Origin of the sequence: Caulobacter sp. X (genome assembly GCF_002742635.1) — a bacterium.
GTDB lineage: Bacteria > Pseudomonadota > Alphaproteobacteria > Caulobacterales > Caulobacteraceae > Caulobacter.
Genome location: NZ_PEGF01000001.1, coordinates 976,300 through 999,428, shown reverse-complemented (window position 1 = coordinate 999,428; position 23,129 = coordinate 976,300). Strand labels below are relative to the sequence as shown.

27 protein-coding genes and 1 pseudogene are annotated in these 23,129 nt (G+C 68.2%); 11 read left to right on the top strand and 17 right to left on the bottom strand.

The genetic code is table 11. The features are described 5' to 3' along the window. Positions 1–152 precede the first annotated feature (152 nt). Positions 153–503: a calcium-binding protein gene (locus CSW60_RS04545; protein WP_099536118.1), complete on the bottom strand. Its 351-nt coding sequence runs from the start codon at positions 501–503 to the stop codon at positions 153–155. Between the two features lie 573 nt (positions 504–1,076). Here CSW60_RS04545 and CSW60_RS23860 point away from each other — a divergent pair. Then, positions 1,077–1,157, top strand: a pseudogene (locus CSW60_RS23860) (hypothetical protein); the annotation flags it as partial. A 141-nt stretch (positions 1,158–1,298) separates the two neighbouring features. On the opposite strand, the gene CSW60_RS04535 reads toward CSW60_RS23860, so the two are convergent. The 4 genes from CSW60_RS04535 to CSW60_RS04520 form a co-directional block, all read right to left on the bottom strand. Continuing rightward, a complete protein-coding gene (locus tag CSW60_RS04535; protein WP_099536117.1) occupies positions 1,299–2,237 on the bottom strand; it encodes a prephenate/arogenate dehydrogenase family protein in 939 nt (312 codons plus the stop codon). Further along, on the bottom strand, positions 2,238–3,359 hold the full coding sequence (hisC, locus tag CSW60_RS04530; protein WP_099536116.1) for a histidinol-phosphate transaminase: 1,122 nt from the start codon (positions 3,357–3,359) through the stop codon (positions 2,238–2,240). It lies immediately after the preceding gene. Between the two features lie 45 nt (positions 3,360–3,404). Continuing rightward, a complete protein-coding gene (locus CSW60_RS04525; protein ID WP_099536115.1) occupies positions 3,405–4,205 on the bottom strand; it encodes a chorismate mutase in 801 nt (266 codons plus the stop codon). A 103-nt stretch (positions 4,206–4,308) separates the two neighbouring features. Then, the gene (locus CSW60_RS04520) at positions 4,309–5,319 is read right to left on the bottom strand and encodes a DUF2125 domain-containing protein (RefSeq protein WP_099536114.1); all 1,011 of its coding nucleotides are present in this window, start codon (positions 5,317–5,319) and stop codon (positions 4,309–4,311) included. A gap of 28 nt (positions 5,320–5,347) precedes the next feature. On the opposite strand from CSW60_RS04520, the gene CSW60_RS04515 reads away from it, so the two are divergent. Then, complete coding sequence (locus CSW60_RS04515) at positions 5,348–5,899, top strand: gamma-glutamylcyclotransferase (RefSeq protein WP_099537548.1); 552 nt, start codon at positions 5,348–5,350, stop codon at positions 5,897–5,899. Here the strand turns inward: CSW60_RS04515 and CSW60_RS04510 are convergent. The 4 genes from CSW60_RS04510 to ftsE are packed head-to-tail and all read right to left on the bottom strand — an operon-like array spanning position 5,896 to position 8,814. Further along, positions 5,896–6,606: a 1-acyl-sn-glycerol-3-phosphate acyltransferase gene (locus CSW60_RS04510; protein ID WP_099536113.1), complete on the bottom strand. Its 711-nt coding sequence runs from the start codon at positions 6,604–6,606 to the stop codon at positions 5,896–5,898. The two genes, CSW60_RS04515 and CSW60_RS04510, sit on opposite strands and share 4 nt — an antisense overlap. After that, positions 6,603–7,220, bottom strand: coding sequence for a YdcF family protein (locus tag CSW60_RS04505; protein WP_099536112.1), 618 nt, complete (start codon positions 7,218–7,220; stop codon positions 6,603–6,605). Before CSW60_RS04505 ends, CSW60_RS04510 begins: the two co-directional genes overlap by 4 nt. Further along, on the bottom strand, positions 7,217–8,110 hold the full coding sequence (locus CSW60_RS04500) for an ABC transporter permease (protein WP_099536111.1): 894 nt from the start codon (positions 8,108–8,110) through the stop codon (positions 7,217–7,219). Before CSW60_RS04500 ends, CSW60_RS04505 begins: the two co-directional genes overlap by 4 nt. Next, a complete protein-coding gene (ftsE, locus tag CSW60_RS04495) occupies positions 8,107–8,814 on the bottom strand; it encodes a cell division ATP-binding protein FtsE (RefSeq protein WP_201722967.1) in 708 nt (235 codons plus the stop codon). The genes CSW60_RS04500 and ftsE overlap by 4 nt, the downstream gene beginning before the upstream one ends. Positions 8,815–8,873: 59 nt before the next feature. Here ftsE and CSW60_RS04490 point away from each other — a divergent pair, with 59 nt between their 5' ends. Both CSW60_RS04490 and CSW60_RS04485 read left to right on the top strand, forming a co-directional pair. Further along, the gene (locus CSW60_RS04490) at positions 8,874–9,854 is read left to right on the top strand and encodes an MJ0042-type zinc finger domain-containing protein (RefSeq protein WP_099536110.1); all 981 of its coding nucleotides are present in this window, start codon (positions 8,874–8,876) and stop codon (positions 9,852–9,854) included. Further along, the gene (locus CSW60_RS04485; RefSeq protein ID WP_201722966.1) at positions 9,796–10,377 is read left to right on the top strand and encodes a phosphoribosyltransferase; all 582 of its coding nucleotides are present in this window, start codon (positions 9,796–9,798) and stop codon (positions 10,375–10,377) included. Before CSW60_RS04490 ends, CSW60_RS04485 begins: the two co-directional genes overlap by 59 nt. Before the next feature lie 21 nt (positions 10,378–10,398). Here CSW60_RS04485 and CSW60_RS04480 read toward each other — a convergent pair whose 3' ends face one another. The 4 genes from CSW60_RS04480 to argH all read right to left on the bottom strand — a co-directional run bounded on the left by CSW60_RS04480 (position 10,399) and on the right by argH (position 15,106). Beyond that, a complete protein-coding gene (locus CSW60_RS04480) occupies positions 10,399–12,015 on the bottom strand; it encodes a methyl-accepting chemotaxis protein (protein WP_099536108.1) in 1,617 nt (538 codons plus the stop codon). Between the two features lie 92 nt (positions 12,016–12,107). Then, entirely contained in the window at positions 12,108–13,373 is a 1,266-nt protein-coding gene (gene lysA, locus CSW60_RS04475; protein ID WP_099536107.1) for a diaminopimelate decarboxylase, read from the bottom strand. Positions 13,374–13,382: 9 nt separating this feature from the next. Further along, positions 13,383–13,706, bottom strand: coding sequence for a hypothetical protein (locus CSW60_RS04470; protein WP_099536106.1), 324 nt, complete (start codon positions 13,704–13,706; stop codon positions 13,383–13,385). Further along, a complete protein-coding gene (gene argH / locus CSW60_RS04465) occupies positions 13,685–15,106 on the bottom strand; it encodes an argininosuccinate lyase (RefSeq protein ID WP_099536105.1) in 1,422 nt (473 codons plus the stop codon). Before argH ends, CSW60_RS04470 begins: the two co-directional genes overlap by 22 nt. Here argH and CSW60_RS04460 point away from each other — a divergent pair, their 5' ends adjacent. Both CSW60_RS04460 and CSW60_RS04455 read left to right on the top strand, forming a co-directional pair. Then, positions 15,107–15,739, top strand: a complete 633-nt coding sequence (locus tag CSW60_RS04460) for a TlpA disulfide reductase family protein (RefSeq protein WP_099536104.1) — start codon at positions 15,107–15,109, stop codon at positions 15,737–15,739. Further along, positions 15,736–16,464, top strand: coding sequence for a GNAT family N-acetyltransferase (locus tag CSW60_RS04455; protein WP_099536103.1), 729 nt, complete (start codon positions 15,736–15,738; stop codon positions 16,462–16,464). The genes CSW60_RS04460 and CSW60_RS04455 overlap by 4 nt, the downstream gene beginning before the upstream one ends. 4 nt (positions 16,465–16,468) lie before the next feature. Here CSW60_RS04455 and gluQRS read toward each other — a convergent pair whose 3' ends face one another. Both gluQRS and CSW60_RS04445 read right to left on the bottom strand, forming a co-directional pair. Then, entirely contained in the window at positions 16,469–17,311 is an 843-nt protein-coding gene (gluQRS, locus tag CSW60_RS04450) for a tRNA glutamyl-Q(34) synthetase GluQRS (protein ID WP_099536102.1), read from the bottom strand. A gap of 2 nt (positions 17,312–17,313) precedes the next feature. Continuing rightward, positions 17,314–17,934 carry a TetR/AcrR family transcriptional regulator gene (locus CSW60_RS04445; protein WP_201722965.1) on the bottom strand — a complete coding sequence of 207 codons (621 nt, stop codon included), beginning with the start codon at positions 17,932–17,934 and terminating at the stop codon, positions 17,314–17,316. Positions 17,935–18,104: 170 nt separating this feature from the next. Here CSW60_RS04445 and CSW60_RS04440 point away from each other — a divergent pair, with 170 nt between their 5' ends. The 5 genes from CSW60_RS04440 to CSW60_RS04420 all read left to right on the top strand — a co-directional run bounded on the left by CSW60_RS04440 (position 18,105) and on the right by CSW60_RS04420 (position 20,672). Then, positions 18,105–18,215 (top strand): hypothetical protein, encoded by a 111-nt coding sequence (locus tag CSW60_RS04440; protein WP_099536100.1) that lies wholly within the window; start codon positions 18,105–18,107, stop codon positions 18,213–18,215. 178 nt (positions 18,216–18,393) lie between these two features. Continuing rightward, positions 18,394–18,876, top strand: coding sequence for a transcription elongation factor GreA (gene greA, locus CSW60_RS04435; RefSeq protein ID WP_099536099.1), 483 nt, complete (start codon positions 18,394–18,396; stop codon positions 18,874–18,876). Positions 18,877–18,926: 50 nt separating this feature from the next. Beyond that, on the top strand, positions 18,927–19,568 hold the full coding sequence (locus CSW60_RS04430; RefSeq protein WP_099536098.1) for a DNA-3-methyladenine glycosylase: 642 nt from the start codon (positions 18,927–18,929) through the stop codon (positions 19,566–19,568). Positions 19,569–19,741: 173 nt separating this feature from the next. Continuing rightward, complete coding sequence (locus tag CSW60_RS04425) at positions 19,742–20,305, top strand: HNH endonuclease (RefSeq protein ID WP_083778479.1); 564 nt, start codon at positions 19,742–19,744, stop codon at positions 20,303–20,305. A gap of 82 nt (positions 20,306–20,387) precedes the next feature. Continuing rightward, a complete protein-coding gene (locus tag CSW60_RS04420; protein WP_099536097.1) occupies positions 20,388–20,672 on the top strand; it encodes a hypothetical protein in 285 nt (94 codons plus the stop codon). On the opposite strand, the gene CSW60_RS04415 is transcribed toward CSW60_RS04420, so the two are convergent. Both CSW60_RS04415 and CSW60_RS04410 read right to left on the bottom strand, forming a co-directional pair. Further along, positions 20,673–21,182: a VanZ family protein gene (locus tag CSW60_RS04415; protein ID WP_099536096.1), complete on the bottom strand. Its 510-nt coding sequence runs from the start codon at positions 21,180–21,182 to the stop codon at positions 20,673–20,675. Between the two features lie 112 nt (positions 21,183–21,294). After that, a complete protein-coding gene (locus CSW60_RS04410) occupies positions 21,295–23,118 on the bottom strand; it encodes a M1 family metallopeptidase (protein WP_201722964.1) in 1,824 nt (607 codons plus the stop codon). Between the last annotated feature and the right edge of the window lie 11 nt (positions 23,119–23,129).

Sequence of the window (23,129 nt, the reverse complement as noted above, 5' to 3'; positions counted from 1 at the left end):
GCGGTAAATCGACCTCATTTTGGGCAGGGCGTCAGCGATGCGTTTCATGGCCAAGTTCATGGAGCGCCGTTGAGGTTGTCACGGCAAATGGCCTCAACGAAAACGCCGCCCAGCGGTGTGGCTGGACGGCGTCGGATCGGGCGAAGGCCTGATCAGTTCTGAGGCATGGGGCCTTCCGGCGGCGGACCGGGGGGCGGGCCGGGCGGCGGGCCGTCGCCCTGCTGCATGCGACGCTGACGCATCGTCTCGAAGGCGGTCTTCAGCTCGTCGAGGGTGATCTTGCCGTCCTTATTGGCGTCGATCATCGCGAAACGGTCTTCAGGACGGCCGGCGCCGGTCCATTCGGCCTTGTCGACGAAACCGTCGCTGTTGGCGTCCCAGCGCTTGAAGATGTCTTCCGGCGCCGGCATGCGCATGCCGGGCGGCGGTCCTTCTTGGGCGAGAGCTGCGCCCGCGGCGACAGTAGCGCAGGTCGCGAGCGCGGCGAGAAGCATGCGGCGCATGGAGGTCGTTTCCTTCCGGGTGATTGTCCCTGGACGCTTTGCATGAGCCTGGATTGTTACGGCCATGTTTCGCGATTGAGGCGAGAAGCAGCGTGGCGCGAGCGGGGCGGCATGGGCGCTCGGCGCTTCCATTCCCGTCAAGGAACGGGCGCGAAACACCCTCTCCCATGGGAGAGGGCGGGGCCCGCGCCGCAGGCGTGGGAGGGTGAGGGGATGGCGGAGCCGGTGGTGAGTCCGCGCAAACCTCTGTGTTCCCTGTGTTTTTATCGGTGAGGGCTTAGACCCTCACCCTCCCAAGCTTCGCTTGGCCCCGCCCTCTCCCCAAGGGAGAGGATGATGGAAGGAACGAGCGTTCGCGCGATCTTATCCTCCCCCTCGAAACCTGCCGTATTCTCTAACCACCTCGTCGCGAGGAAAGGGCGCATGGCCAGCGACCATCGTGGCGGCGGGGGGCGATCGAGCGGGGACAGGTTCGAGGGGGATACTCGGACGGTCCGGGGATCTGGTTGCTGGCCAGACCCGCCCGCCGTCGGCGTGGTTGAAGGCAAAAGGGCGTGTCTGGCTGGAAGCCCGTCCTCTTCGACCGCTGGGTCTTCTGGAAACGGAAGCGCCCAGGTCCCGGTAAGGCCTGAACAGGGCCACCCGACGGGACGCTGGCGAATAACGATCGCGCGGAGCGTCGGGCTTCGTCGAAACGGTATTTACTACTCAAACCTCCGGACGTCGTCCGGCGCTCCGCGTCCCTTTCCATCCCTTCAGCGGCTCGCCGCGTGAAGCGGAGAAGCCGTGTCGATGTCAGTGCTTGCCGCGATCCCGCCCGAAGTTCGGCTCGGCGCTTTCCTGGCCCGCCGCCACGATGCCGCGGCGGATGGCGCGGGTGCGGGTGAAGTGGGCGTGCAGGGTGTCGGCGTCGCCCCAGCGGATCGCGCGGCTCATGGCCTGCAGGTCCTCGGTGAAGCGGCCCAGCATCTCCAGCACGGCGTCCTTGTTGGCCACGAAGATGTCGCGCCACATGGTCGGGTCGCTGGCGGCGATGCGGGTGAAGTCGCGGAAACCCGAGGCCGAGTACTTGATGACCTCGTTCTCGGTGACGTTCTCGAGGTCCGCCGCGCTGCCGACGATCGTGTAGGCGATCAGGTGGGGCAGGTGGGAGACGACGGCCAGCACCAGGTCGTGGTGCTTCTCCTCCATCAGCTCGACCTGGGCCCCGAAGGCGCGCCAGAAGGTCGAGAGGCGGGCGACGGCGGCGGCGTAGGCCTCGTCCTCGCTGTCCAGCGGCGTCAGGATCGTCCAGCGGTTCTCGAACAGCTCGGCGAAACCGGCGTCGGGGCCCGACTGCTCGGTGCCGGCGATCGGGTGGCCGGGGATGGCGTGGATCTTCGAGATGTCCTGGGCGCGGAAGGCCTCGGCGACATTGCCCTTGGTCGAGCCGACGTCGGTCAGGGTGGCGCCCGCCTTCATCTTAGGGATCACCTGGGCGGCGAGGTCGGGGATCGACAGCACCGGCGTGGCGATCACCACGAGGTCGGCGTCCTTGACCGCCTCGGCGATGTCGCCGGTGACGTGTTCAGCGACGCCCAGCTCGGCGATACGGCTCCGGTGCGCCTCGCTGGCGTCGGCCACGGTGATCTCGCCGACCACGCCGTGCTCGCGCGCCGCGCGGATGATCGAGCCGCCGATCAGGCCGGCCCCGATCACGGTCATCTTGGGATAGAGGATACCGGGATTAGACATCTAGCGGCCCATGAACTGGGTCAGGTGCTCGACCACGGCGCGGTTCTGCTCTTCCAGGCCGATGGTGATCCGGATCGCGTTCGGCAGGCCATAGTTGGCGACCGCGCGGACCAGGTAGCCCTTGGACGCCAGGAAGGCCTCGGCCTCCAAGGCGGTCTTGCCGGGCGTGGTCGGGAAGGTCGCCAGCACGAAGTTGGCCGCCGACGGCGTGACCTCCAGGCCAAGGCCGCCCAGCTGCTGGGTCAGCCACGGCCGCCACTGCTCGACCAGGGCCAGCGAACGGGCCTGGAAGTCGTCGTCGAACAGCGCCGCGACCGCCGCTTCCTGGGCGGGGATCGAGGTGTTGAACGGCGGACGGATGCGCTCGATCGGTTCGATGATGTGGCTGGGCGCATAGCCCCAGCCGACGCGCAGGGCGGCCAGGCCGTGCAGCTTCGAGAAGGTGCGGGTGACGATGACGTTCTCGGCGGAGCGGGCCAGATCGAGACCGTCCTCGAAGCGCGGATCGCTGCAGAACTCGGCATAGGCGCCGTCCAGCACCAGGACCACCGACGGCGGCAGGGCCGCGTGCAGGGCGCGGATCTCCTCGCCGGTCAGCCACGTGCCGGTCGGGTTGGCCGGATTGGCGATGAAGACGAGGCGCGTGCGCTCGTCCACGCACTTGGCGACCTCATCGACGTCGATGCGGTGGTTGATCTCCTTGGCCATCCGCACCTGCGCCTGGCAGGCGCGAGCGCCGATGGCGTAGGCGGCGAAGCCGTGCTCGCCCTGGACGATGTTGTCGCCGGGCTCCAGATAGACTTGGCACAGCAGGGCGAAGATCTCGTCGCTGCCGTCGCCGAAGGTCAGGCGCTCGGGCTCAAGGTTGAAGCGCTTGGCGACGGCTTCACGCAGGATATTGGCCTTGCCGTCCGGATAGATGTGCAGGCGATCGACGGCGTCGCGATAGGCCGCCTTGGCCTTGTCGCTGCTGCCCAGGATGTTCTCGTTGCTCGACAGCTTCACCGGATGGGCGACGCCTTCGACCTTCGACTTGCCGCCGACATAGGCGTGGATGTCCAGGATCCCGGCCTTGGGGACGGGGCGGGGCGCGGCGAAGCGGTCGGCGGCGGAGGCGGTCATCGGCTTACTCGGGCTTCGTACCAGTCTGTGTACGGCGGCCGCTTCTTACACGTCGAACTGCTCGGGCGCAGCCCCGATGACGCCTGTCAGTTGCCCGGGCGCGCGCGCCAGCCGCTCGTCGTGCGGCTGGAAGAAGCCGGAGAGCGAAAAGAGCTTCAAGCCGCCGGCCTCGGCGGCCAGTTCGGCGGCGACGCCATCCTGGCCCAGGGTCTCGACGATGGCGGCCGCGCTCTTGGGCGAGTCGCTCACCCAGAAGGTCTGATCGCCGCCCGTGGGCTCGACCTCGACCTCGGCGACGGCCAGGGCCGCTTGGGGGCCCCAGGTCGCCAGACAGGGCAGGGCGGCGAACACTTTCAGCTTCGGCTCGGCCAGCAGGCGGCCCCACCAGGGCGTGTCGCTGGCCAGCGGCAGCACCGCGACGCCCCAAGGGGCTCGCGCGACGGCCAGGGCGTCCTGGGCCGTCGGGACCAGCGACAGGCGCGGGGCTGTCCCGAAGCGCAGGCGGGTCAGCTCGACCGTGCGAGCGGGCTCGCGGCCGCCGAACACACCCAGCTGATAGGGGCCCTGGCGCGCCAGGTTATCGGCCATGATCTCGCGCCAGATGCGAATGACCAGGGCGTTGGAGGCGCCCTTGCGCGGCGCGTCGAGCAGCTTGCGGACGATCTGGGCCTCGCGGCCGGGGCGCAGGCCAAAGCCGGTGTCGCCCGAGGCGCGCTTGGCGGCGGCGACGGCGCCGGCCAGGCTGGCGCGCTCGTCGAGCAGCTTCAGCAGTTCACCGTCGATGGCGTCGAGCCGCCATCGGACCTCTTCGAGAGACGGTGTGGCGTCCGTCGCGTCGCTGCCCATGTTCTTCCCCGAAATTGGAGGCGGGACCATAGTCTTTGCCGCCAAACACGCAATAGCCAGCCTTCATGGGAAGAAAATTGCGCTCTGGGCGATCGTTGCTCGATCAGTAGACGCGCGGCGCAGGGCCGGTGTCGAGCACGCCGAGGAAGCTGCGGCCGTCGCGGAAATGCAGGCTGGCCTCGATGACCGGTTCACGCCCCATCGCCTGGGCGGCGGCCGCCAGGGCCTGCTCCGGCGTGCGGATCGGCTTGTCGAGGTCGACGCGCTCCTTGATCGCCACTTCGAGATCGCCGGTCAGGCGGCCTTCCGAGTCGACCGACAGCACGCCCGACTTGGCCTTGCCTTCGGCGTCGCCGGCCAGGATCTGGCTCTGCTCGAAGGTGATCTGGCCGCCGGCGGCGCTCCAGCCCTTCACGGCGGCTTCCCAGTTGCGGCCGCGCAAGGCCGAGACATGTGAGAGCTTGGTCTCCAGCGTCATTGAGGCGGTCTTGTCCTGGGCGATGCGGCCCAGGAGGCCGGTGAACGCGGTCTTGGCGCCGTCGGCCTTGAAGAAGATCGCGCCCTGGTCGTCCGGACCCGCGCGCAGATGCAGCTGCATGCCGTCGGCCGAGACCAGCTGGAACGGCTTGGCGCCGGTCGCCGGCGTGAAGGTCAGGCCCGCGCCCTCGACCGAAATGCGCGGTGGGGTCTCCTTGACGTGCGAGATGCTGGCCCGCAGCGCCTGGCCGGTGATCGCCACGTCGCCGGCTTCCGGACGGGTCAGCACCACACCCTGCGGGGCGACCAGCACCCAATGCGTGACGTCGAAGATCGCCGCCTCGCCCTTCAGGACCGGCGCGCGGACGGCCCAGCCGGTTGGCTCAGCGACCCGGGCGTCGGTCAGGTCCACGTTCAGGCGGAACGGAAAGCCGTGAAAGGTGCGGTTGCTCCACGACAGGTCATAGCCCCGCGACTTCAGGTCCGCCGCCTGGGCGTCCATCTTCTGCTCGGCCTGGCCGCGCAGCCAGAACCAACCATAGCTCCAACCGCCCGCGACGAGGCCGGCGAGGATGAAAGGGGCGAACAGTCGGCTCCGGCGGGCTTTGCGGGACGGGGCGGCGTCGCTATGGGTCATGGAAAGGCGCGTCCAGTCGGGAATGGTGATGGGTTTGGCAGGCGGCGGCGAAGATCGCTGGGTGTTCGGATACGGATCGCTGATGTGGCGACCCGGGTTCCCGTTCATAGACCGAAGAACCGCCGTGCTCCACGGTCGGAGACGCGCCTTCTGCATCTATTCGGTCCACCATCGCGGCACCTACGAGCGGCCGGGCTTGGTGCTGGGCCTGGCGCCCGGCGGGGCGGTGCGCGGCATGGCCTATCGGGTGGCGGCGTCCGAGTGGGAGGGCGTCTACGCCTATCTGCGCGAGCGCGAGCAGCCGACCGAGACCTATTTCGAAACCTGGCGCGACGTGAAGATCGACGGAAACGGCAAGGCGTCGGCGCTGGTTTTCCTGTCCGACATGAAGCACAGCCAGTGGGCTGGCGCTCTGACCCTGGATCAACAAGCCCAGTTGATCGCCGGCGCGACGGGCTTGTCGGGTCCGAACATCGACTACCTCCGCGACCTCGTCATGCACCTGCGCGAGGATGGCGTGCGCGACTACGCCATGGAGCGGCTGCTGAAGATGGTCGAGGCGATCGAGGCGGAGGCTTAGAGCCCCTCGGCCTCCAGCGCCTGGGTCGCGCCGTCGATGCGGGTCTGCAGCTCGCGCATGAACTCGGCGCGCTTCAGGCCAGCGGGGATTGGCTCGAGATATTCGAAGACGATGGTCCCGGGCTTGCGCAGGAAGCCCTTGTCCCAGTGGCTGCCGCAGTTCAGGGCCAGCGGCGTCACCGGCATGTCCAGCTCGCGATAGAGCGCGGCGATGCCGGGCTTGTAGTCGCCAGGCTGGCCCACGTCGCCGCGCGTGCCTTCCGGGAAGATCACGATCTGGCGGGCGTCCTTCATGCGATCCTTGGCGTCGCGGACCAGCTTCTTCAGCGCCGCCGAGTGACCGTCGCGGTCGACGACGATCATGTCCGCCTTCAGGCCATGCCAGCCGAACAGCGGCACCATCAGGAGCTCCTTCTTCATCACGAAGCAGGCGTCGGGCAGGATGGCGAACTGGCTGAAGACGTCGAACATCGACTGGTGCTTGGCGGCCACGATCGCCGCTCCAGTCGGCACGTTCTCGCGGCCGCGGATCTCGATGCGGACGCCCGCCAGCCAGCGCAGGCTCAGGATCACGCCTTTCGACCAGAAGGTCAGGCAGGCGCGATTGACCGCGCGCGGCAGCGGGATCGTGGCGAGCATCAGGACCGCCATCGTCGCGGACCACAGCCAGAAAACAAGCTGGAACAGGAACGAGCGCAGGTAGATCAAGGAGCGTCCTTCGCCTCGGGGGCGCCTTTGGTCTTGGGGCCAAGGCCCAGGAACGCTTCGCGCCCCAGGATGGCCAGGTACTTACAATATTCCACGATCATCCGCCGAGCGCTGATGCTGGTTTTCCACCAGCGATGAGCGTTGAGGTCGGTCTTCACCGGGTAGGGATAGAGCTTCACGCCAGGCATGGCGGCGCCGAGCTCCAGCATCGAACGCGGCATGTGATAGTCGGCGGTGACCACAATGAGGCTGTCATAACCGTTGGACCTCGCCCATTCGGCGGTCTCCAGCGCGTTGCCCACTGTGTTGGCGGCGGTGAAGCCCAGGTCCACGCAGCAGTCGTAGATTGGCTTGACCGCTTTTGTGACGCTCTGGACGTCGGCGCGGGTGGCCTCGCGGTTGACCCCCGAGATCAGCAGGCGCTTGCCCTTGCCTTCCTCAAGCAAGCGCGTGGCGGCTTCCAGACGCAGGTTCGAGGCGCCGGTCAGGGCGACGACGCCGTCGGCTTGCGGCGGTTCGGGGGCGGGCGTGGAAAGGTCCACGCGGCCGGTGAAGGCCACCAGGCCCAGGCCCCAGATCATCAGGCCGATCAAGAGGGCGGCGAGCGACTTCACGCCATCTCCCCCACGATCCGCGACGCGGCCAGACGCGCCGAAACGCCCGCGATCAGGGCCGCGACGAAGGGGGCTGGCGCGGCCGCCAGCAGGTCCATCCAGGCCAACGGCAGGACGGGCGCCAGACCCGCGCCGCCGCCGAAATACCGCAGCAGAGCGCCGACGCCCGCCGCGCTGGCGCCGCCCAGGAAGCCGGCGAGCGCGCCCATCATCGCGAAGCGGCCCTGGAAGAGGCCGGCGATGAAACCCCGTTCGGCGCCGGAGAAATGCAGCACCTCGATCACCTCATGGCGTGCGGCGAGGCCGGCCCGGGTGGCGAAAGCGATCACCGCCGCGGCGGCCGCCGCGATCAGAGTGAAAACGCCCAGCGCCGCCAATCGCGCCATGTCGGCGGCGCGCTCGATGTCGGCGATCCAGCGGCTGTGGTCGTCCACGGTGGCGTCGACGCCGGCGGACCGGAGGGCCTTGTCCAGGGTCTCGGCCGTCGGCGGGGCCTTCGGGTCCAGGTCCAGGGTGACGAGACGCGGCGTTGGCAGGTCCTCGACCAGGGCGTCCTTGCCGATCCAGGGCTCCAGCAGGGCCTCGGCCTTCTCGCGGGTCAAGGCCTGGGCTTCGACCACGCCGCGGACGCCGGCCAGGGTCTCGGCGGCGCGGGCGGCGGCGCTGTCGGGCGTCTCGCCGGCGCGGGCGCGGACAACGACGGTGGCCGAGCCGGTGAGCTGGGCGGTCCAGCCGTGGGCGGCGCGGTTGGCGGCGAGGGCGGCGAAGGCTGTCAGGCAAGCCAGGAAGCACAGCACCGCCACGACGAACACCAAAGCGCCGTCGCGGGCGTCGCGCGGCGGCAGCAGCGGCCCGGGCCGCCAGCGCGAGACATCGAACAGGGCGGTCATGGCGTCGCCTCCGTCCCCATCAGGCGACCGTCCAGAAGGCGCAGAGCCGGCCGGCCGGCGCGCGCGACCATGTCCTCGTCATGGGTGGCGATCAGCACCGTGGTGCCCAGGCGGTTCAGCTCGACGAACAGGCGCAGCAAGCGCAGCGACATGGCCGGATCGACATTGCCGGTCGGCTCGTCCGCCAGCAGGATGTCTGGGCGGTCGACCACGGCGCGGGCGATGGCCAGGCGCTGCTTCTCGCCGCCGGACAGGGTGGCCGGCAAGGCGTGCATCCGCTCGCCAAGGCCCACCCAGTTCAAGAGTTCGGCGACGTCTTCGCGATAGGTAGCGGGCTTGCGTTTGAGGATGCGTAGCGGCAGGGCGGCGTTGTCGAACACCGACAGGTGCTCCAGCAGCCGGAATTCCTGGAAGACGACGCCGATCCGCCGGCGCACGAAGGGCAGGTCGTGGGCGTGCAGCAGGCTGATATCGCGGCCGAACAGCTCGACGCGTCCTCGTGACGCACGATGGGCCAGATAGATCAGTTTCAGCAGCGAACTCTTGCCCGCGCCGGACGCTCCGGTCAGGAAATGGAACGAACCCTGACGGAGGGAGAAGCTGATATCCTTGAGGGTTTCCGGCGCCCGGCCGTAGCGCATCGAGACGCCTTCGAAGCGGACCACCGGTAGGGCGTCATCGCCCTGTTCTGTGTCGATCCGCAAGGCGCGTCACTGGGCTTTCTGGACATCAGGGTTAAAATCAGCGACCCCCTTATAAGCTTGTGGGGATCGTTCGATTCGCGGCCATGATACTGACCTGTCCGGAGTGCGCCAGCCGCTATTTCGTGGACGACTCGAAGGTCGGTCCGGAAGGCCGGGTCGTGCGTTGCGCGGCCTGCGGCCACCGCTGGACGGCGCGCAACGAAGAGGCGGCGACCGATCTCTTCGAGGACCCCGAGAACCCTAGCCTCGCCAGCCGAGGCGACTCTGACGCCGCGGCGGCGTCCGCGGCGGGAGACCAGCCCGCCAACGAACCAGAGGAAGAGCCGCCCGTCAGCGCTCTGCCCGGAGAAGAGCTTCCTAAGGTCTTCCGGGCCCGCGCCGACGCCGAGCGACGGCTGCGCGAGGCCACGGTCACCGGCATCGTCTGGGCGGGCATGGCCGCCGTGATGGCCGCGCTGGTGATCGGCGCCCTGATCTTCCGGATCGACGTCGTCCGGATCATGCCTGGAACCGCCGGAGCCTACGCGGCGGTGGGCTTGCCTGTGAACACGGTGGGCCTCGTGATCGACCGGGGCAGCATCAAGGCCCAGCCTCTGATGAAGGACGGCCACGCGGCGGTCACGGTGACGGGCGCGATCCGCAACATCACCGAACACGCGGTGGTCGCGCCGGCCCTGCGCGTCGAGCTGCTCAATGGCGAAGGCAAGCGCGTCTCCGGCCAGCTGGCCGCCGCCCACGACGCCAAGATCCCGCCCGGCGAGGTCCGGCACTTCTCGATCACCTTCGTGGATCCGCCCCGCACGGCCAAGGACCTGCAGATCGGCTTCGCGAACGAAGAGGGCGGCGTGAAGGCCTCGATCCACCCCGAAGCCGGTCACGACAAGCCCGCCGAGGGCCATGGCGAGAAGCCCGATGTCGCCCTGCGTGGGGCTCAGGATGCGTCCGCGACGTCAGAAGCGGCTGGACATGCCCCCCCGGGACATGAGAGCGGGGACAAAACCGTCCCTACAGCCTCTCACGAACCCGCTCATCATGAATGACTCCAAGAAGCCCGAAGTCCTGATCTCGGAAGCCGAGATCGCCGAACGGGTGAAGGCGCTGGCCGAAGCGATCGCGCCGCGCATCGACGACGACACCGTGGTCATCTGCCTGCTGACCGGCGGCCTCTGGTTCGCCGCCGACCTGACCCGCGCCCTGTACAAGGCTGGCCGCGACGTGCGTTTCGACGCGCTGTGGCTGGCGTCATACCACGACGAGCGCAAGAGCTCGGGCCGTTGCGAAGTCCGCGCGGACCTGCAGCGCCCGCTGGTCGGCCGTCGCGCCCTGGTCGTCGACGACGTCTTCGACACAGGTCTATCGCTGTCGGAAGCCGCGCGGCTGGTGAAGGACGCCGGCGCCAGCGAGGTGCTCACCGCGGTGTTCGCCCGCAAGCCCTGGCCGACCTCGCGCGGCATGGAGCCCGACTTCGTGGCCTGGGAAGCGCCGCCCCGCTATCTGGTGGGCTACGGCCTCGACGACGAAGGCAAGAGCCGCGGCCTGCCGTACATCGGCGCGATGGACTAAAGGATTGGGGCGCGGCTTGACCTAAGCCGCGCGCTGCTCCGCCGCGGAGGCGGCCTTTTCGCGGCCGATCTCGAACATGTCGACCCGCCGCGCCAGCTCCTGCGCCTCGTTGCCGAGGGCGTGAGCGGCGGCGGTGGTCTCTTCCACCATCGCGGCGTTTTGCTGCACCACCCGGTCCATCTCGCCCATGGTGGCGTTGACCTCGCCCAGCCCCTCGGCTTGATCGCGAGCCGAGGCGGCGATGGCGTTGATCTGAGTGTTGATCTCGGCGACCCGGGCGATGATGCGCTGCAGCGCCTCGCGCGTGCGGCCCACGCGCTCGACGCCGGCGCTGACCTGGTCGCCGGAGATGTTGATCAGGTCCTTGATCTCCTTGGCCGCGTCGGCCGAGCGCTGGGCCAGGGCCCGAACTTCCTGAGCCACGACCGCGAAGCCGCGACCAGCTTCGCCCGCGCGGGCGGCCTCGACCCCGGCGTTCAGGGCCAGGAGGTTGGTCTGGAAGGCGATCTCGTCGATGACGCCGATAATCTTGCCGATCTGACCCGACGAGGTCTCGATCTGGGTCATGGCCTCGACGGCCTCGCTGACCACCGGGTCCGAGCGCTCGGCCTCCTGGCGGGCGGCGGCGGCGGCGGCGTTGGCCTGGTTGGCGCTTTCGGCGGTGTTCTGGACGGCGACGGTGATCTCGCCGAGGGCGGCGGTGGTCTGCACCAGGCTGGCGGCCTGGTGCTCAGTACGACGGGCCAGCTCGTCCGAGGCGCGAGACATGTCGGCGACGCCGGCGGTCATGCTGGCGGCGTTGCCGGCGATCTCGCGCATGGCGGCCTGCAGGCGGCTCAGCGCCTCGTTGAAGTCGGCGCGCAGGGGCTCGTAGCGGTCGGCGAAGGTCTTGGTCAGGCGCCAGGTCAGGTCGCCGCGCGACAGGTGGGCGAGGGCTTCGGCCAGCTCCTCGACGACCTGAGTCTGCTCGGCTTCCAGGGCGGCCTTCTGACGGGCCTGCTCGGCGTTGGCGGCGTCGCGGGCGGCGCGCTGGGCCTCGGCGTCGGCGTTGGCCGCGTCGGCGCGGGCGGCCGCGTCGAGGGCCTTGTCGGTGCGGGCGGTGACGGTGACGAACAGGCGCGAGACGCTGGCGGTCAGCCAGATCAGCGACCAGGCGGTCGCCAGGGTGACTCCGGCGCTGAAGGCGACGCGCAGGGGCGTGACCTCGCCGACCATCAGCAGGTGAGGCGCGAACAGGGCGCCGGCGATCTCGACGCCGATGATCGTGCCGGCGGCCACGGCCACCGCGCGCCAATCGCCATAGGCCACCATCAGGGCCAGGGCGGCCAGATAAGCCATGCGGGCTTCGTGCTGCAGCGGATGGCCGGCGAAGGCCGCGACGAACAGGCTGACCTGGCCCATGAGGGTGACGGCGGTCGAGATGCGCTGCGCGGCGTTGTCGCGCCAGATGGCCCAGCCGCCCCAGCCGATCGCGGCGAGCAGCACCGAGGCGCCCGCCAGGATCAGGGTCGATTTACCGCCGGTGAACAGGCTGGCCGCTGGTGTGATCAGCACCAGGGCGGCGATGCAGGCCAGCACAAGATGGCCGCCCACCTTTCGTTGAGCTTCGATACTGTCGAACTCTATGAAGCTGCTCACCGAAGACACTCCACGCCCCAAACTGGGTGAAAATCGGTGATTGCGGTTAATCTAGAGTGACGATGAAGCGGACTTTTTGTGCGTACGACTACCTAAACCCATTCCGGGACCAGATCCCGGGCCAAAATCTCGTCATAGGTCGGGCGCTTGCGGATGACCGCGTAGCGGTCGCCATCCACCAGAACCTCGGGGACGAGGGGGCGGGTGTTGTACTCGCTGGCCATGGCCGCGCCATAAGCGCCCGCCGACATGAAGGCGACCAGGTCGCCCGTCGTGAACGGGGGCAGCGCGCGATCACGCGTGAAGGTGTCGCCGGTCTCGCAGACCGGGCCCACGACATCGTAGACCGTTTCGCCGCCGCGCTGGACCACGGGACGGATGTCGTGGAACGCGTCGTACATCGCCGGTCGGATCAGATCGTTCATAGCCGCGTCGATGACCAGGAACTTGCGGCCTTCCGGACGCTCATGGACATGCACGACCTCGCTGACCAGCACGCCGGCGTTGGCGGCGATCACGCGGCCGGGCTCAAAGGCCAGGGTCACGGGCAGGCCCTGGGTGACTTCGCCGACCATGGCGGCGAACGCGGCGGGCGAGGGCGGTTCGGGGCTGTTGAAATAGGGCACGCCCAGACCGCCGCCCAGGTCCAGGCGCTCGACCGACAGGCCCTCGCCCAGCAGCTGCTCGACCAGGCCCCGCATCTTCGTGAAGGCGGCGCGCATGGGCTCGAGGTCGGTGATCTGGCTGCCGATGTGGCAGGCCACGCCGACCGGCTCGAGGCTCGAATTGTTGCTGGCGTTGGCGTAGAGGCGCGCGGCCTCGGCGAACGAGACGCCGAACTTGTTTTCGGACTTGCCGGTGGCGATCTTGGCGTGGCCGCCGGCCGCGACGTCCGGATTGACGCGGAAGGCGACCTTGGCCTTCACGCGCATGTTGGCGGCGACCTGCGCGATCAGGTCCAGCTCGGGTTCCGACTCGACATTGATCTCGGCGACGCCGACGGACAGGGCGAAGGCGATCTCGCGGCGGGTCTTGCCGACGCCCGAGAAGACGATCCGCTCGCCCGGAATGCCTGCCGCCAGGGCGCGGCGGATCTCGCCTTCCGAGACGGTGTCGGCCCCGGCGCCGAGGTCGCCCAGCACCTTCAGCACCGCGACGTTGGAATTGGCCTTCACCGCATAGGCGATCAGCGGATCGGCCACGCCGGCCAGGGCCAGCGCGTCGCGAAAGACCGTGAAATGCCGCTCTAGGGTGGCGCGGGAATAGACATAGACCGGCGTGCCGACCTCGGCCGCGATCTTGGCCAGCGGAACGCCCTCGCAGGCCAGGCCTTCGGGGCCGTATTCGAAGTGGTTCAACGCGAAGTCCTAGTTGGGCGTGGCGCCGGGGAAGCCGGCGGCGGACGGACCGCCGAACGGATCGTTCGTGCCGGGAAGCGGCGCGGCGCGGATGGTGCGGTTGCTGGAGGCCGGGTCGCGGATTTCCTGCGTGCCGCCGGCGCGGGCCGGTTGATTGGCTTGGGCCGAGGCGGCGCGGCGCTCGGCTTCCCAGGCGGCCTTCTTGGCCGGATCCCAGAGCGGCGCGGGACGCTCAAGCGCGCCTTGCTTGCCGCAGGCGGCGGCCGTGACGGCCAGGGCGGTCAGCGCGAGCAGGGTAATGGGGCGCAGCGTCATGCCAGAACTTCCTTCCAACGCGCGATCTGGGCGCGGACCTGGGCGGGGGCGGTCCCGCCGTAGCTCATGCGGCTGGCCGCCGAGGCGGCCGGGGTCAGGACAGCATAGACGTCCTGGGTGATCCGGGGTTCGATCGCCTGGAACTGCTCCAAGGTAAGATCGGCCAGATCGACGCCAAGACCCTCGGCGGTCTTCACCGCCGACCCTGTCACGTGGTGCGCGTCGCGGAAAGGCATGTTCAGCGTCCGCACCAGCCAGTCGGCGAGGTCCGTGGCCGTCGAGAAGCCCGCGCCCGCCGCCTTGGCCATGGTCTCGGTGTTCGGCGTCAGGTCGGCGACCATGCCGGCCATGGCCAGCAAAGCCAGCTCCAGGGCGTCGAAGGCCTCGAAGGTCGGGACCTTGTCCTCCTGCATGTCCTTCGAATAGGCCAGCGGCAGGCCCTTCATCACCACCGTCAGGGTGGTCAGCGAGCCCAGAATCCGGCCGACCTTGGCGCGGATCAGCTCGGCCGCGTCGGGGTTCTTCTTCTGCGGCATGATCGAGCTGCCCGTCGTAAAGGCGTCGGTCAGCTTGATGAAGCCGAACATCGGCGTCGTCCACAGCACGATTTCCTCGGCCAGCCGCGACAGGTGCGTGGCCGTGATCGAGGCGGCCGAGAGGGCCTCCAGGGCGAAGTCGCGCGAGGAGACGCTATCCAGCGAATTGGCGGTCGGACGGTCAAAACCCAGCGCCGCCGCCGTCTGGTGGCGATCAATCGGGAAGGGCGAGCCGGCCAGGGCGGCCGCGCCCAGCGGACACTCGTTCATCCGCGCCCGGGCGTCGCGGAAGCGCGAGGCGTCGCGGCCGAACATCTCGACATAGGCCATCAGGTGATGGCCGAACGTCACCGGCTGGGCTGGCTGCAGGTGGGTGAAGCCCGGCATCAGGGCGTCGGCATAGGCTTCGGCCTGGGTGAGCAGGGCCTTCTGCAGAGCCTCCAGCTGCCCCACCGAACGGTCACAGGCGTCGCGGACCCACAGGCGAAAGTCGACCGCCACCTGGTCGTTGCGCGAGCGGGCGGTGTGCAGCCGGCCGGCCGTCGGGCCGATCAGCTCGCGCAGCCGCGCCTCGATGTTCATGTGGATGTCTTCGTACTCGTCGCGGAACGGGAAGGCGCCCGCGGCGATCTCGCCCTCGATGGCGTCGAGACCTTTCAGAATTTCCTCGCCGTCGGCGCTTGCAATCACACCTTGGCTGATCAACATCCGGGCGTGGGCGCGCGAGCCTGCCAGGTCCTGCGCCCACAGGCGCTTGTCGAAGCCGATGGAGACGTTGATCGCCTGCATCAGCTCGGCGGGCTTGGCCGAGAAGCGACCGCCCCACATGGCTTGGCCCTGGCCCTTGGCGGCCTGGGGCGTATCGGAGGCGTGGTCGGTCATATGAGCGAAGTCCAGTCGGGTCAGAACGAGCCGGGCGCTGCGAAGCGCAATCCTTTGAGACTGGCGCTTGCGGGCGTCATCCTCGTCGGCGTGGCGGCGGTTCTATACGTCATCGCAACCGCTTCGTTCAAACCCCAAGGGCCCGCCGACCTCACAGAATTCAAGAAGGGGACGCTTGCAAAGCTGGACGTGCCCGCCAGCCCGCGCGCCGCGCCGGCCACGGTGTTCACCAGCCTGGACGGAAAGCCCGCCACCCTGGCCGACTTCAAGGGCCGCGTCGTGGTCATGAACCTGTGGGCCACTTGGTGCGCGCCGTGCAAGGCCGAGATGCCGACCCTGGCCAAGCTGCAGGCGGCCTATGCGACCCAGCCGCTCACCGTCCTGCCGATCAGCGTCGACCGCGACAGCGACCTGAACCTCGTCCAGGCCGAGATGGCCGCGAACCCGCCGCTGAAGACCTATCGCGATCCATCCTACAAGCTGTCCTTCGACCTGGAGCCGCGCGCGGCGGGCTATCCCACGACCGTGATCTATGACCGTCAGGGCCGCGAGCGCGCCCGTTTGTCCGGGCCCGCCGACTGGTCCGCGCCCGAGGTTCGGGCGCTGGTCGAGAAGCTCTTGTCAGAGAAGTGATCGATCCGGCGATTCTCGAACCCCTGGCGGACGACGCCTGGCCAGCGCGCGAGCGCGAGCGGCTGGGCGGCTGGCGGCTGAACGCCGCGTCTGGTCACTCGATGCGGATCAACGCCTGTTGGCCGTTGGGAGCGCCGGATCGCGATCCCAACGCAGCCATTGACGCCGTCGAGGCCTGGTACGCCGCGCGTGGCCTGCCGCCGCGCTTCAAGCTGACCGACGACGTCGTCGCGCCCGCCGACCTCGCCGAACGTCTCGCCGCGCGGGGCTACCGTCCCGGCAAGGACACCCTGGTCATGGTCGGGGCGACGGGCGGGGAGCGCGATCTGGCGGTGCGCGTGTCTTCTGCGCCGGACGAAACCTTTGAGACGGTGTTCACCGCCTCGGCGGGCGATCCCGAGGATGGCCGCGAGCGTATCGAAGCGCTGAGTCGGATGCCGCCGCCGGCCTGCTTCGCGCGACTGGATATCGACGGCGCGCCGGCGGCGATCGGCGTGGCGGCCCTTGGCGGGGGCTTCGCCGGCGTCTTCGGCATGCGCACGGTTCCGGACCATCGTCGCAAGGGCCTGGCCCGGAGGGTGCTGCTGACCTTGCTGTCCGAGGCTCGCCGAGAGGGCGTCGAGCGCGCCTGGCTGCAGGTCGAGGCCCACAACGCGCCAGCCATCGCTCTCTATGCGGCCGAGGGCTTCGCGCCCGCCTATCGCTATCGCTACTGGAGCCGGTGAGGCTTCAGGAGAAGCCCAGCTCTTGCCGCAGGGCCTTGGCCGTGACGCCGGCCGCCCGCAGCTCGCGTAGCGTCTGGGCCTTGTCGCGCTTGGCATAGCGCTTGCCGTCGGGGCCGACGAGCAGGCCGTGATGGCGGTAAGTCGGCGTCGGCAGGTCGAGCAGAGCCTGCAGCAGGCGCTGGATATGGGCCGCCTCGAACAGGTCGTGACCTCGGATCACGTGAGTGACGCCTTGCAGGGCGTCGTCGTGAACGACAGCCAGGTGATAGGCGACACCAACGTCCTTGCGAGCCAAGACGATGTCGCCGGCGGTTTCGGGGCGCGCCTGGATCAGACCCGTCTCGCCGTTGGGGCCCGCGCCGTCCTCGATGAAGGTCAGGGCATCGAAACCGCCCAGCATGTCGCGTGACGCCGCCAGCGACAGCCGCCAGGCGAAAGCTTCGCCGCGGTCTAGGCGCTCGGCTTCCTCGTCCGGCGGTAGCGGCGAGCCGACATAGGGAACCGCCGGCTCGTGGGGCGCGCGGCCGACGTCGATCTCCTTGCGGGTCTTGAAGCAGCGATAGACGAGGCTTCGCGCACGGAGCGCCTCGATGGCGGCGTGATAGTCGCCCAGGTGTTCGGACTGCCGGCGCACCGGATTTTCCCAGGACAAGCCCAGCCAGGCCAGATCCTCGAGAATCGCCGCCTCATATTCGGGGCGGCTGCGGGTGACGTCGATGTCTTCGATCCGCAGCAGAAAACGACCGCCAGCCTCCTGCGCGGCTTCGTAGGCGGTGACGGCGGAATAGGCGTGGCCGCGATGCAGATAGCCGGTGGGCGACGGCGCGAACCGAGTGACGAAGGCCACGCTCAGTCTGCGTCGAGCTTCGCGAACATGCCCAGGTGTTGGAACACCGCCCGCAGGAAGGCTTCTTCGCCGCCCAGGATTTCCTTGAGGTGCGCGAACTGTTTGAAGCCGATCATCTCGGCCAGGCCGTGACCCGCGCACCAGCCGGCGATGGTGGCCAGCTCCAGGTCGATCTCGGCCAGGGGGCTCTTGGCCTGCTCGGCCAGGGTGTCGCGCACCTGGCAATAGGCGCCGCCTTCCTTCAACTGTTCGGGCAGGGCGTCCTTGTCGCGTGAGCAGTCGTACATCACGCGATAGATCGCGGGGTTGTCGCGGGCGAAGCAGACATAGGCCACGCCCAGATTGGTCATGCGCTCGCCCGGATCGGCGGTCAGGGCGCGCGCCTTCGAGAGCGCCTGATCCAGTTCGACCCAACCCTCGTGGGCCACCGCTTCAAGCAGCTCGGCCTTGTCCTTGAAGTGGTGGTAGGGCGCGGCTGGGCTGACCCCGGCCTCGCGCGCCACGGCCCTTAGCGAGAGGGCGGCGGGACCGTCGGTCTCGAGAATCTTGCGCGCGGCGTCGACCAGCGCGCGGCTGAGATCGCCGTGGTGATAGGGGCGGGATTCGACGGTCGCGGTGGTCATCGGCCTCACTCTAACCATAGCTTTCTAAAATTTCATCCAAACGCTGTAAAGATCATCTTGACGCCGTTTAGATTTGCGCTATCTAAGCACTGTCCAGATTGGCTAGCCGCTAGCGGCCGCCGGTGGCTCGCGGTGAGCCAGGACGCAACAACATATGAGGGGCTACCGATATGCTTCGTTACGTAAACGCCTTTGAGAACGCCTTCGACCGCCTTGCGGGCGGTTATTTTCTGGTTATCGCCCTGGCGGTGGCCGCCGCTGTCGCCGGCGTCGTCCTGTAAGCGATCCGTTCGCGATCGGCGGGCGGCCTTGGGCCCCCGCCGCCGTGTCCCTCCTGAAGGTCTGGCGGCTTGAAGCCTCCCGTGTACGGAGCTAACCAGATCAGGACGCGTTAGGCCTTCGACGCCGCCCATCGCGCGTCGCAGGCGAATTCTCAATGATCCAGACTTCCGAGCGGCCATGAGCGTCGCCTTCACCAAAGAGGGCGACAGCGAGGCCTTCGCGGCCGATCTGCCCGATCGCCCGATCTCTCCCCATCCCAATCTCGTCACGCCGGAAGGCCTGGCCCAGATCGAGGCCGAGCTCGCCTCGGCGCGCGCGGCCTACGCCGCCGCCCAGAGCGCCGGCGGCGCGGCCGATGGCGATCGCACGGCCATGGCGCGGGCCACCCGCGACCTGCGCTATTGGTCCGCCCGCCGCGCGACCGCCCAGCTGACGGAGCGCGACCCGAGCAAGACCGTCGTCCAGTTCGGCGACCGCGTGACGTTCGAGCGCGAGGACGGCCGCGTACAGACCTTCCGCATCGTCGGCGAGGATGAGGCCGACCCGACCAAGGGCTCGGTGTCCTACATCGCGCCGATCGCCAGGGCGTTGCTGGGCAAGGCGATTGGCGAGACCGCCGTGGCGCCCGGCGGCGAGATCGAGATCACCGCGATCGAATAGGCCGCAAGTTTCGGATTGCCATGGCTCGATAAGGCCCCCACCTGCGAACCATGTTCGTTCCGCCCGCCGCAGACGCCCTCCTGGAAGCCCGCAAGGTCCTCGCCGACGCCGACCCGGCCTTGGCGGCGATCGAGGCGGTGACGCCAGCCTTCGACTGGCGCGTGGGCCTTGGCGGCTTTCCGGGCCTTTTGAAGATGGTGGTGCAGCAGCAGGTCTCGCTGGCCTCCGCGGCGGCCATCTGGGCGCGGGTCGAAGCTGGCGTGCCGGACATGACGCCCGAGGCCGTGCTGGCGCATGAGGACGCCTACCTGCTGTCGTTGGGGCTATCGCGGCCCAAGGCGCGTTACGCCCGCGCCATTGCGCAGGCCCATGTCTCGGGAACCTGCGACTTCGACGCCTTGCCGGGCCTTTCCGACGAGGAAGCCGTCGCGGCCCTGACGGCGATCACCGGGATCGGGCGCTGGACGGCCGAGGTCTATCTGATGTTCACCCAGGGCCGGCTGGACATGTTCCCCGGCGGCGACGTGGCCTTGCAGGAAGCCATGCGCTGGATGGACAGGTCGGAGGTCCGTCCCAACGAGAAGCAGGCCTATCTTCGCGCGGAGCCTTGGCGGCCGTATCGCGGCGTCGCGGCGCACTTGCTGTGGGCCTGCTACGGGGCGGTGAAGCGACGCGAGATCGCGCCTTTCTAAGTCCCTTCGACAGATGTCTTGGTTCTGTCGCCGATCTGGCTCATCCTTTCCCTGCGTTCGGGAATGAATGCCGATTCCCAGAATTGCGTAGGAAGGAGGCCCGTCTTCAGTCCTGTCGCGTACCCCCTCAGCCGAGGCTCCGGGCGTTTTGGCGCTCGCCTCGAAGGGAGGATCTGATGCAGGTCCTCACACGCCCCCCGTCGGGCATGCCGGCCCTCGTGCTCAACGCCGATTTCAGGCCGCTCAGCTACTATCCGCTATCCCTCTGGCCCTGGCAGGAGGTGATCAAGGCGGTGTTCCTGGACCGGGTCGATGTCGTGGCCAGCTACGACCAGGTGGTCCATTCGCCGTCGTTCGAGATGCGGCTGCCCAGCGTCGTGGCGCTGAAGCAATACGTCCCGCAAGAGCGCCCGCCGGCCTTCACCCGCTTCAACCTGTTCCTGCGCGACGCGTTCAGCTGCCAGTACTGCGGCTCGACCGAGGACCTGACGTTCGATCACGTCATCCCGCGGTCGCGAGGCGGGCGAACCACCTGGGAAAACATCGTCACGGCCTGCGCGCCCTGCAATCTCAGCAAGGGCGGTCGCACGCCGCGTGAGGCGGGCATGCAGCCCTATCACCACGCGCGGCGGCCCTCGATGCACGAATTGCAGGAGCGTGGACGGCGCTTCCCGCCGGGCAGGCTGCACGTCAGCTGGCTGGACTATCTGTACTGGGATATCGAGCTGGAGGCCTGAGGCTTCCACTCGGCGTTCCGATGCAACCGGAACCTTGGCGGCAGGGTTCTATCTTCGAGGCTCAAGCCATCGGAGATAAGCCATGACCCGACCCGATACCCAGAAGGGCGACGACCGCCACTTTACCCACGGCACCGCCGCATCGACCGCCGACATGGCGTCGGAGGGGGCGATCCGGCCGGAGGATAAGTCGTTCGACGCCCCCCACGCCCGCGAAGCGGAAGAACCGCTCCGCGAGGGTGAGAAGCATGACCAGCTCGCCGCCAAGGTCGAGACGGCTGAAAACCGTCAGGAAGCCTTGCTGGACGAGGGTCTGGAAGAGAGCTTCCCGGGCAGTGACCCGGTCAGCGTCAAGCGCATTACCTGATCAGCGAGCCGGGAACCGTTGCGAGGCGCGCTCGGCGAAGTTCGCGGCTTCGGCCGAGCCCTCCTGCGGTTCGAAGGCGACATTGGCGCGACGCGATGCGCGACGAGCGTCCATGGCGGCGATCTCGGCGAAGGTCAGCGAGCCTTGCTCGCGGATCATCCAGCGCCAGCGTTCGATCATGCTGATCACGTAAACGCCGTAGACGCCAACCGCGTCAGCCACCCAATCGGCCAGGCTGCTGCTGCGCGCGACGTAGGTCTGGGCGATTTCGACCGCGGCCCCAATCGCCAGCGCGATGAGCATCATGTCGAACCGGCGACGGAACGGGAATGCAAAGAACGCAATCCCCAGGAGCGCGCCAAACGCGAGCGCGTGGGCGACCTTGTCGCTCAGACCGAGGATTTCCTCGGCGCCCGCGAACGGACCGAGGGTCAACGCCACCACGGCCAGGCCGCCCACGACAAGGGCGCCGCGGGCCACGGGAACGATATGGCGGGGCTTGAGGAACATGCGAGGATCTCCAAATGGCGTCCTCGTCTTAAGATGAAGATTACGCCAAGTGGTGAACGAACGCGGTTAGCCAAGTATGACTTTTCCGCCTCTCGCGATGTCTTCCTGAAGACTATTTTTCTCCGGACTCGGCTTTTTTCTTTGCCTCCGTCGCCGCCCGGTCCGCCTCGTCCTTGGCCTTCTTCCAGGCTTGGTAAGCTTCCAGATAAGGTTGACGACGAAGGACTTTTGAGGCCGGGTCGATGATCACCGGCGCGGCGGCGCCGACCGTGATCCGAGCGGTCCCGTCCGTCATCGGCGCGGTCACAAGCCTGTCCCCGACCTTGACTTCAACCGGCATGGGGAACGGCTTGTCCTTCGGCGTCTTCCAGGTCAGCACCAGATCATCGCCCTCGCGCGACTCCAGCAACTCGGGTTGCTGGGCCTCGTACAGATAGACGTCGAAGAACCAGCCGTAGTCCTTGCCGGTCACCTGGTTGACGATCTTGATGAAGTCCCTGGTGCTCAGATAGCGCGGCGCGAAGTTGCCGGGCTTGGGGTCCGGGGTCCCATAGACGGCGATCCGCGTGATCTTGAAGAAGGCCTCGTCGCCGAGCAAGGCGCGCAGCGTGTGCAGGACGTTGGCCGCCTTGTAGTAGATGTCGTTCCCGGGGCCACGGTCGCCGTTATAGACCTCGTCCTCCTTGAGGGCGCGGCCCGAGACGATCGGGAACCGGTTCTTGGTGTCGACGCGCATCTGGTTCAGGCGCGCCATGTACTCCATGTCGCCGTGGAGCCACTGGGAGAATAGCGGCTGCATATAGGTGCCATAGCCCTCGTGCAGCCACATGTCGTCATTGTCGGCGTTGGTCAGCTGGTTGCCGAACCACTCGTGCGCGAACTCGTGCTGCAGCAGCCAGTCAAAGCCGTAGACGTCCTTGCGGTACTCGTTGCCATAGGCGTTGATGGTCTGGTGCTCCATGCCCAGGTGCGGGGTCTCGACCACGCCCATCTTCTCGTCGCGGAACGGGTAGGGACCGATCATCTGCTCGTAGAAGTCCAGCATTGGCGTGAACTCGGCGAACAGCGCCTTGGCCTTTTCGGCGCGGCCCTTCAGATACCAGAACGACATCGGGAAGCTGTCGCCGTAGCGGCTCTTGTAGGTCGCGGTGAGCTCCTCATACGGGCCGACATCCAGCGCGACGGCGTAGGTATTGGGGGTCTTGGCGCGCCAGTTGTAGGTGCGCCAGCCGTCCTTCTCGGTCATGCCCAGGAAGACGCCGTTGGCCGGCGCGACCAGCGAGGCGGGGACGGTGATGTGCAGGTCGACCAGCTTGGGTTCGCCGGTCGGATAGTCGATACAGGGCCAGAACAGGTCGCAGCCGTCGCCCTGCACGGCCGTGGCGATCCAGGGCTCGCCCGTCGGAGTCTTGCTCCAGACAAAGCCGCCGTCCCAGGGGGCGCGCTTGGCCTCCAGCGGGACGCCCGCATAGGTGATCGCGACCGTGACCGTCTTACCTTTGGCGACGCGGCGGGGCAGGGTGATGGTCATCCGGCCTTCCGGATTGGTCCAGGCCGAGGGCTTCAGCGCCTTGCCGTCGATCGTCAGCTTGCTGATCGCGAACACGCGGTCGAAGTCGAGGACCAGCTTGTCCAGCGGCGACTTGGCCGTGAAGGTCAGGGTCGCCTCGCCCTCGATCGCCTTCTTGTCGGGCAGGATTTTGAACTTCAGGTCCGCGTGGTCGAAGCCCAGCGCCTGCTGCTCGACGGGCATGGGTCCGCCGGTCTCAAGGGAGAGCGCGCTGGTCTTCAGGGGCTCGGCCGCGAACGCGCCGCTGGCGGCGGACAGGGCGAGCAGGGACGCGGCGCAGGCGGCCAGGGCGCGGATACGGACGGACAAGGCGGGCGACTCCCCAACGCGAAGATTTGGGAAGCATCGGTAGGCGCGGGGGCGCATGGCGCCAAGCG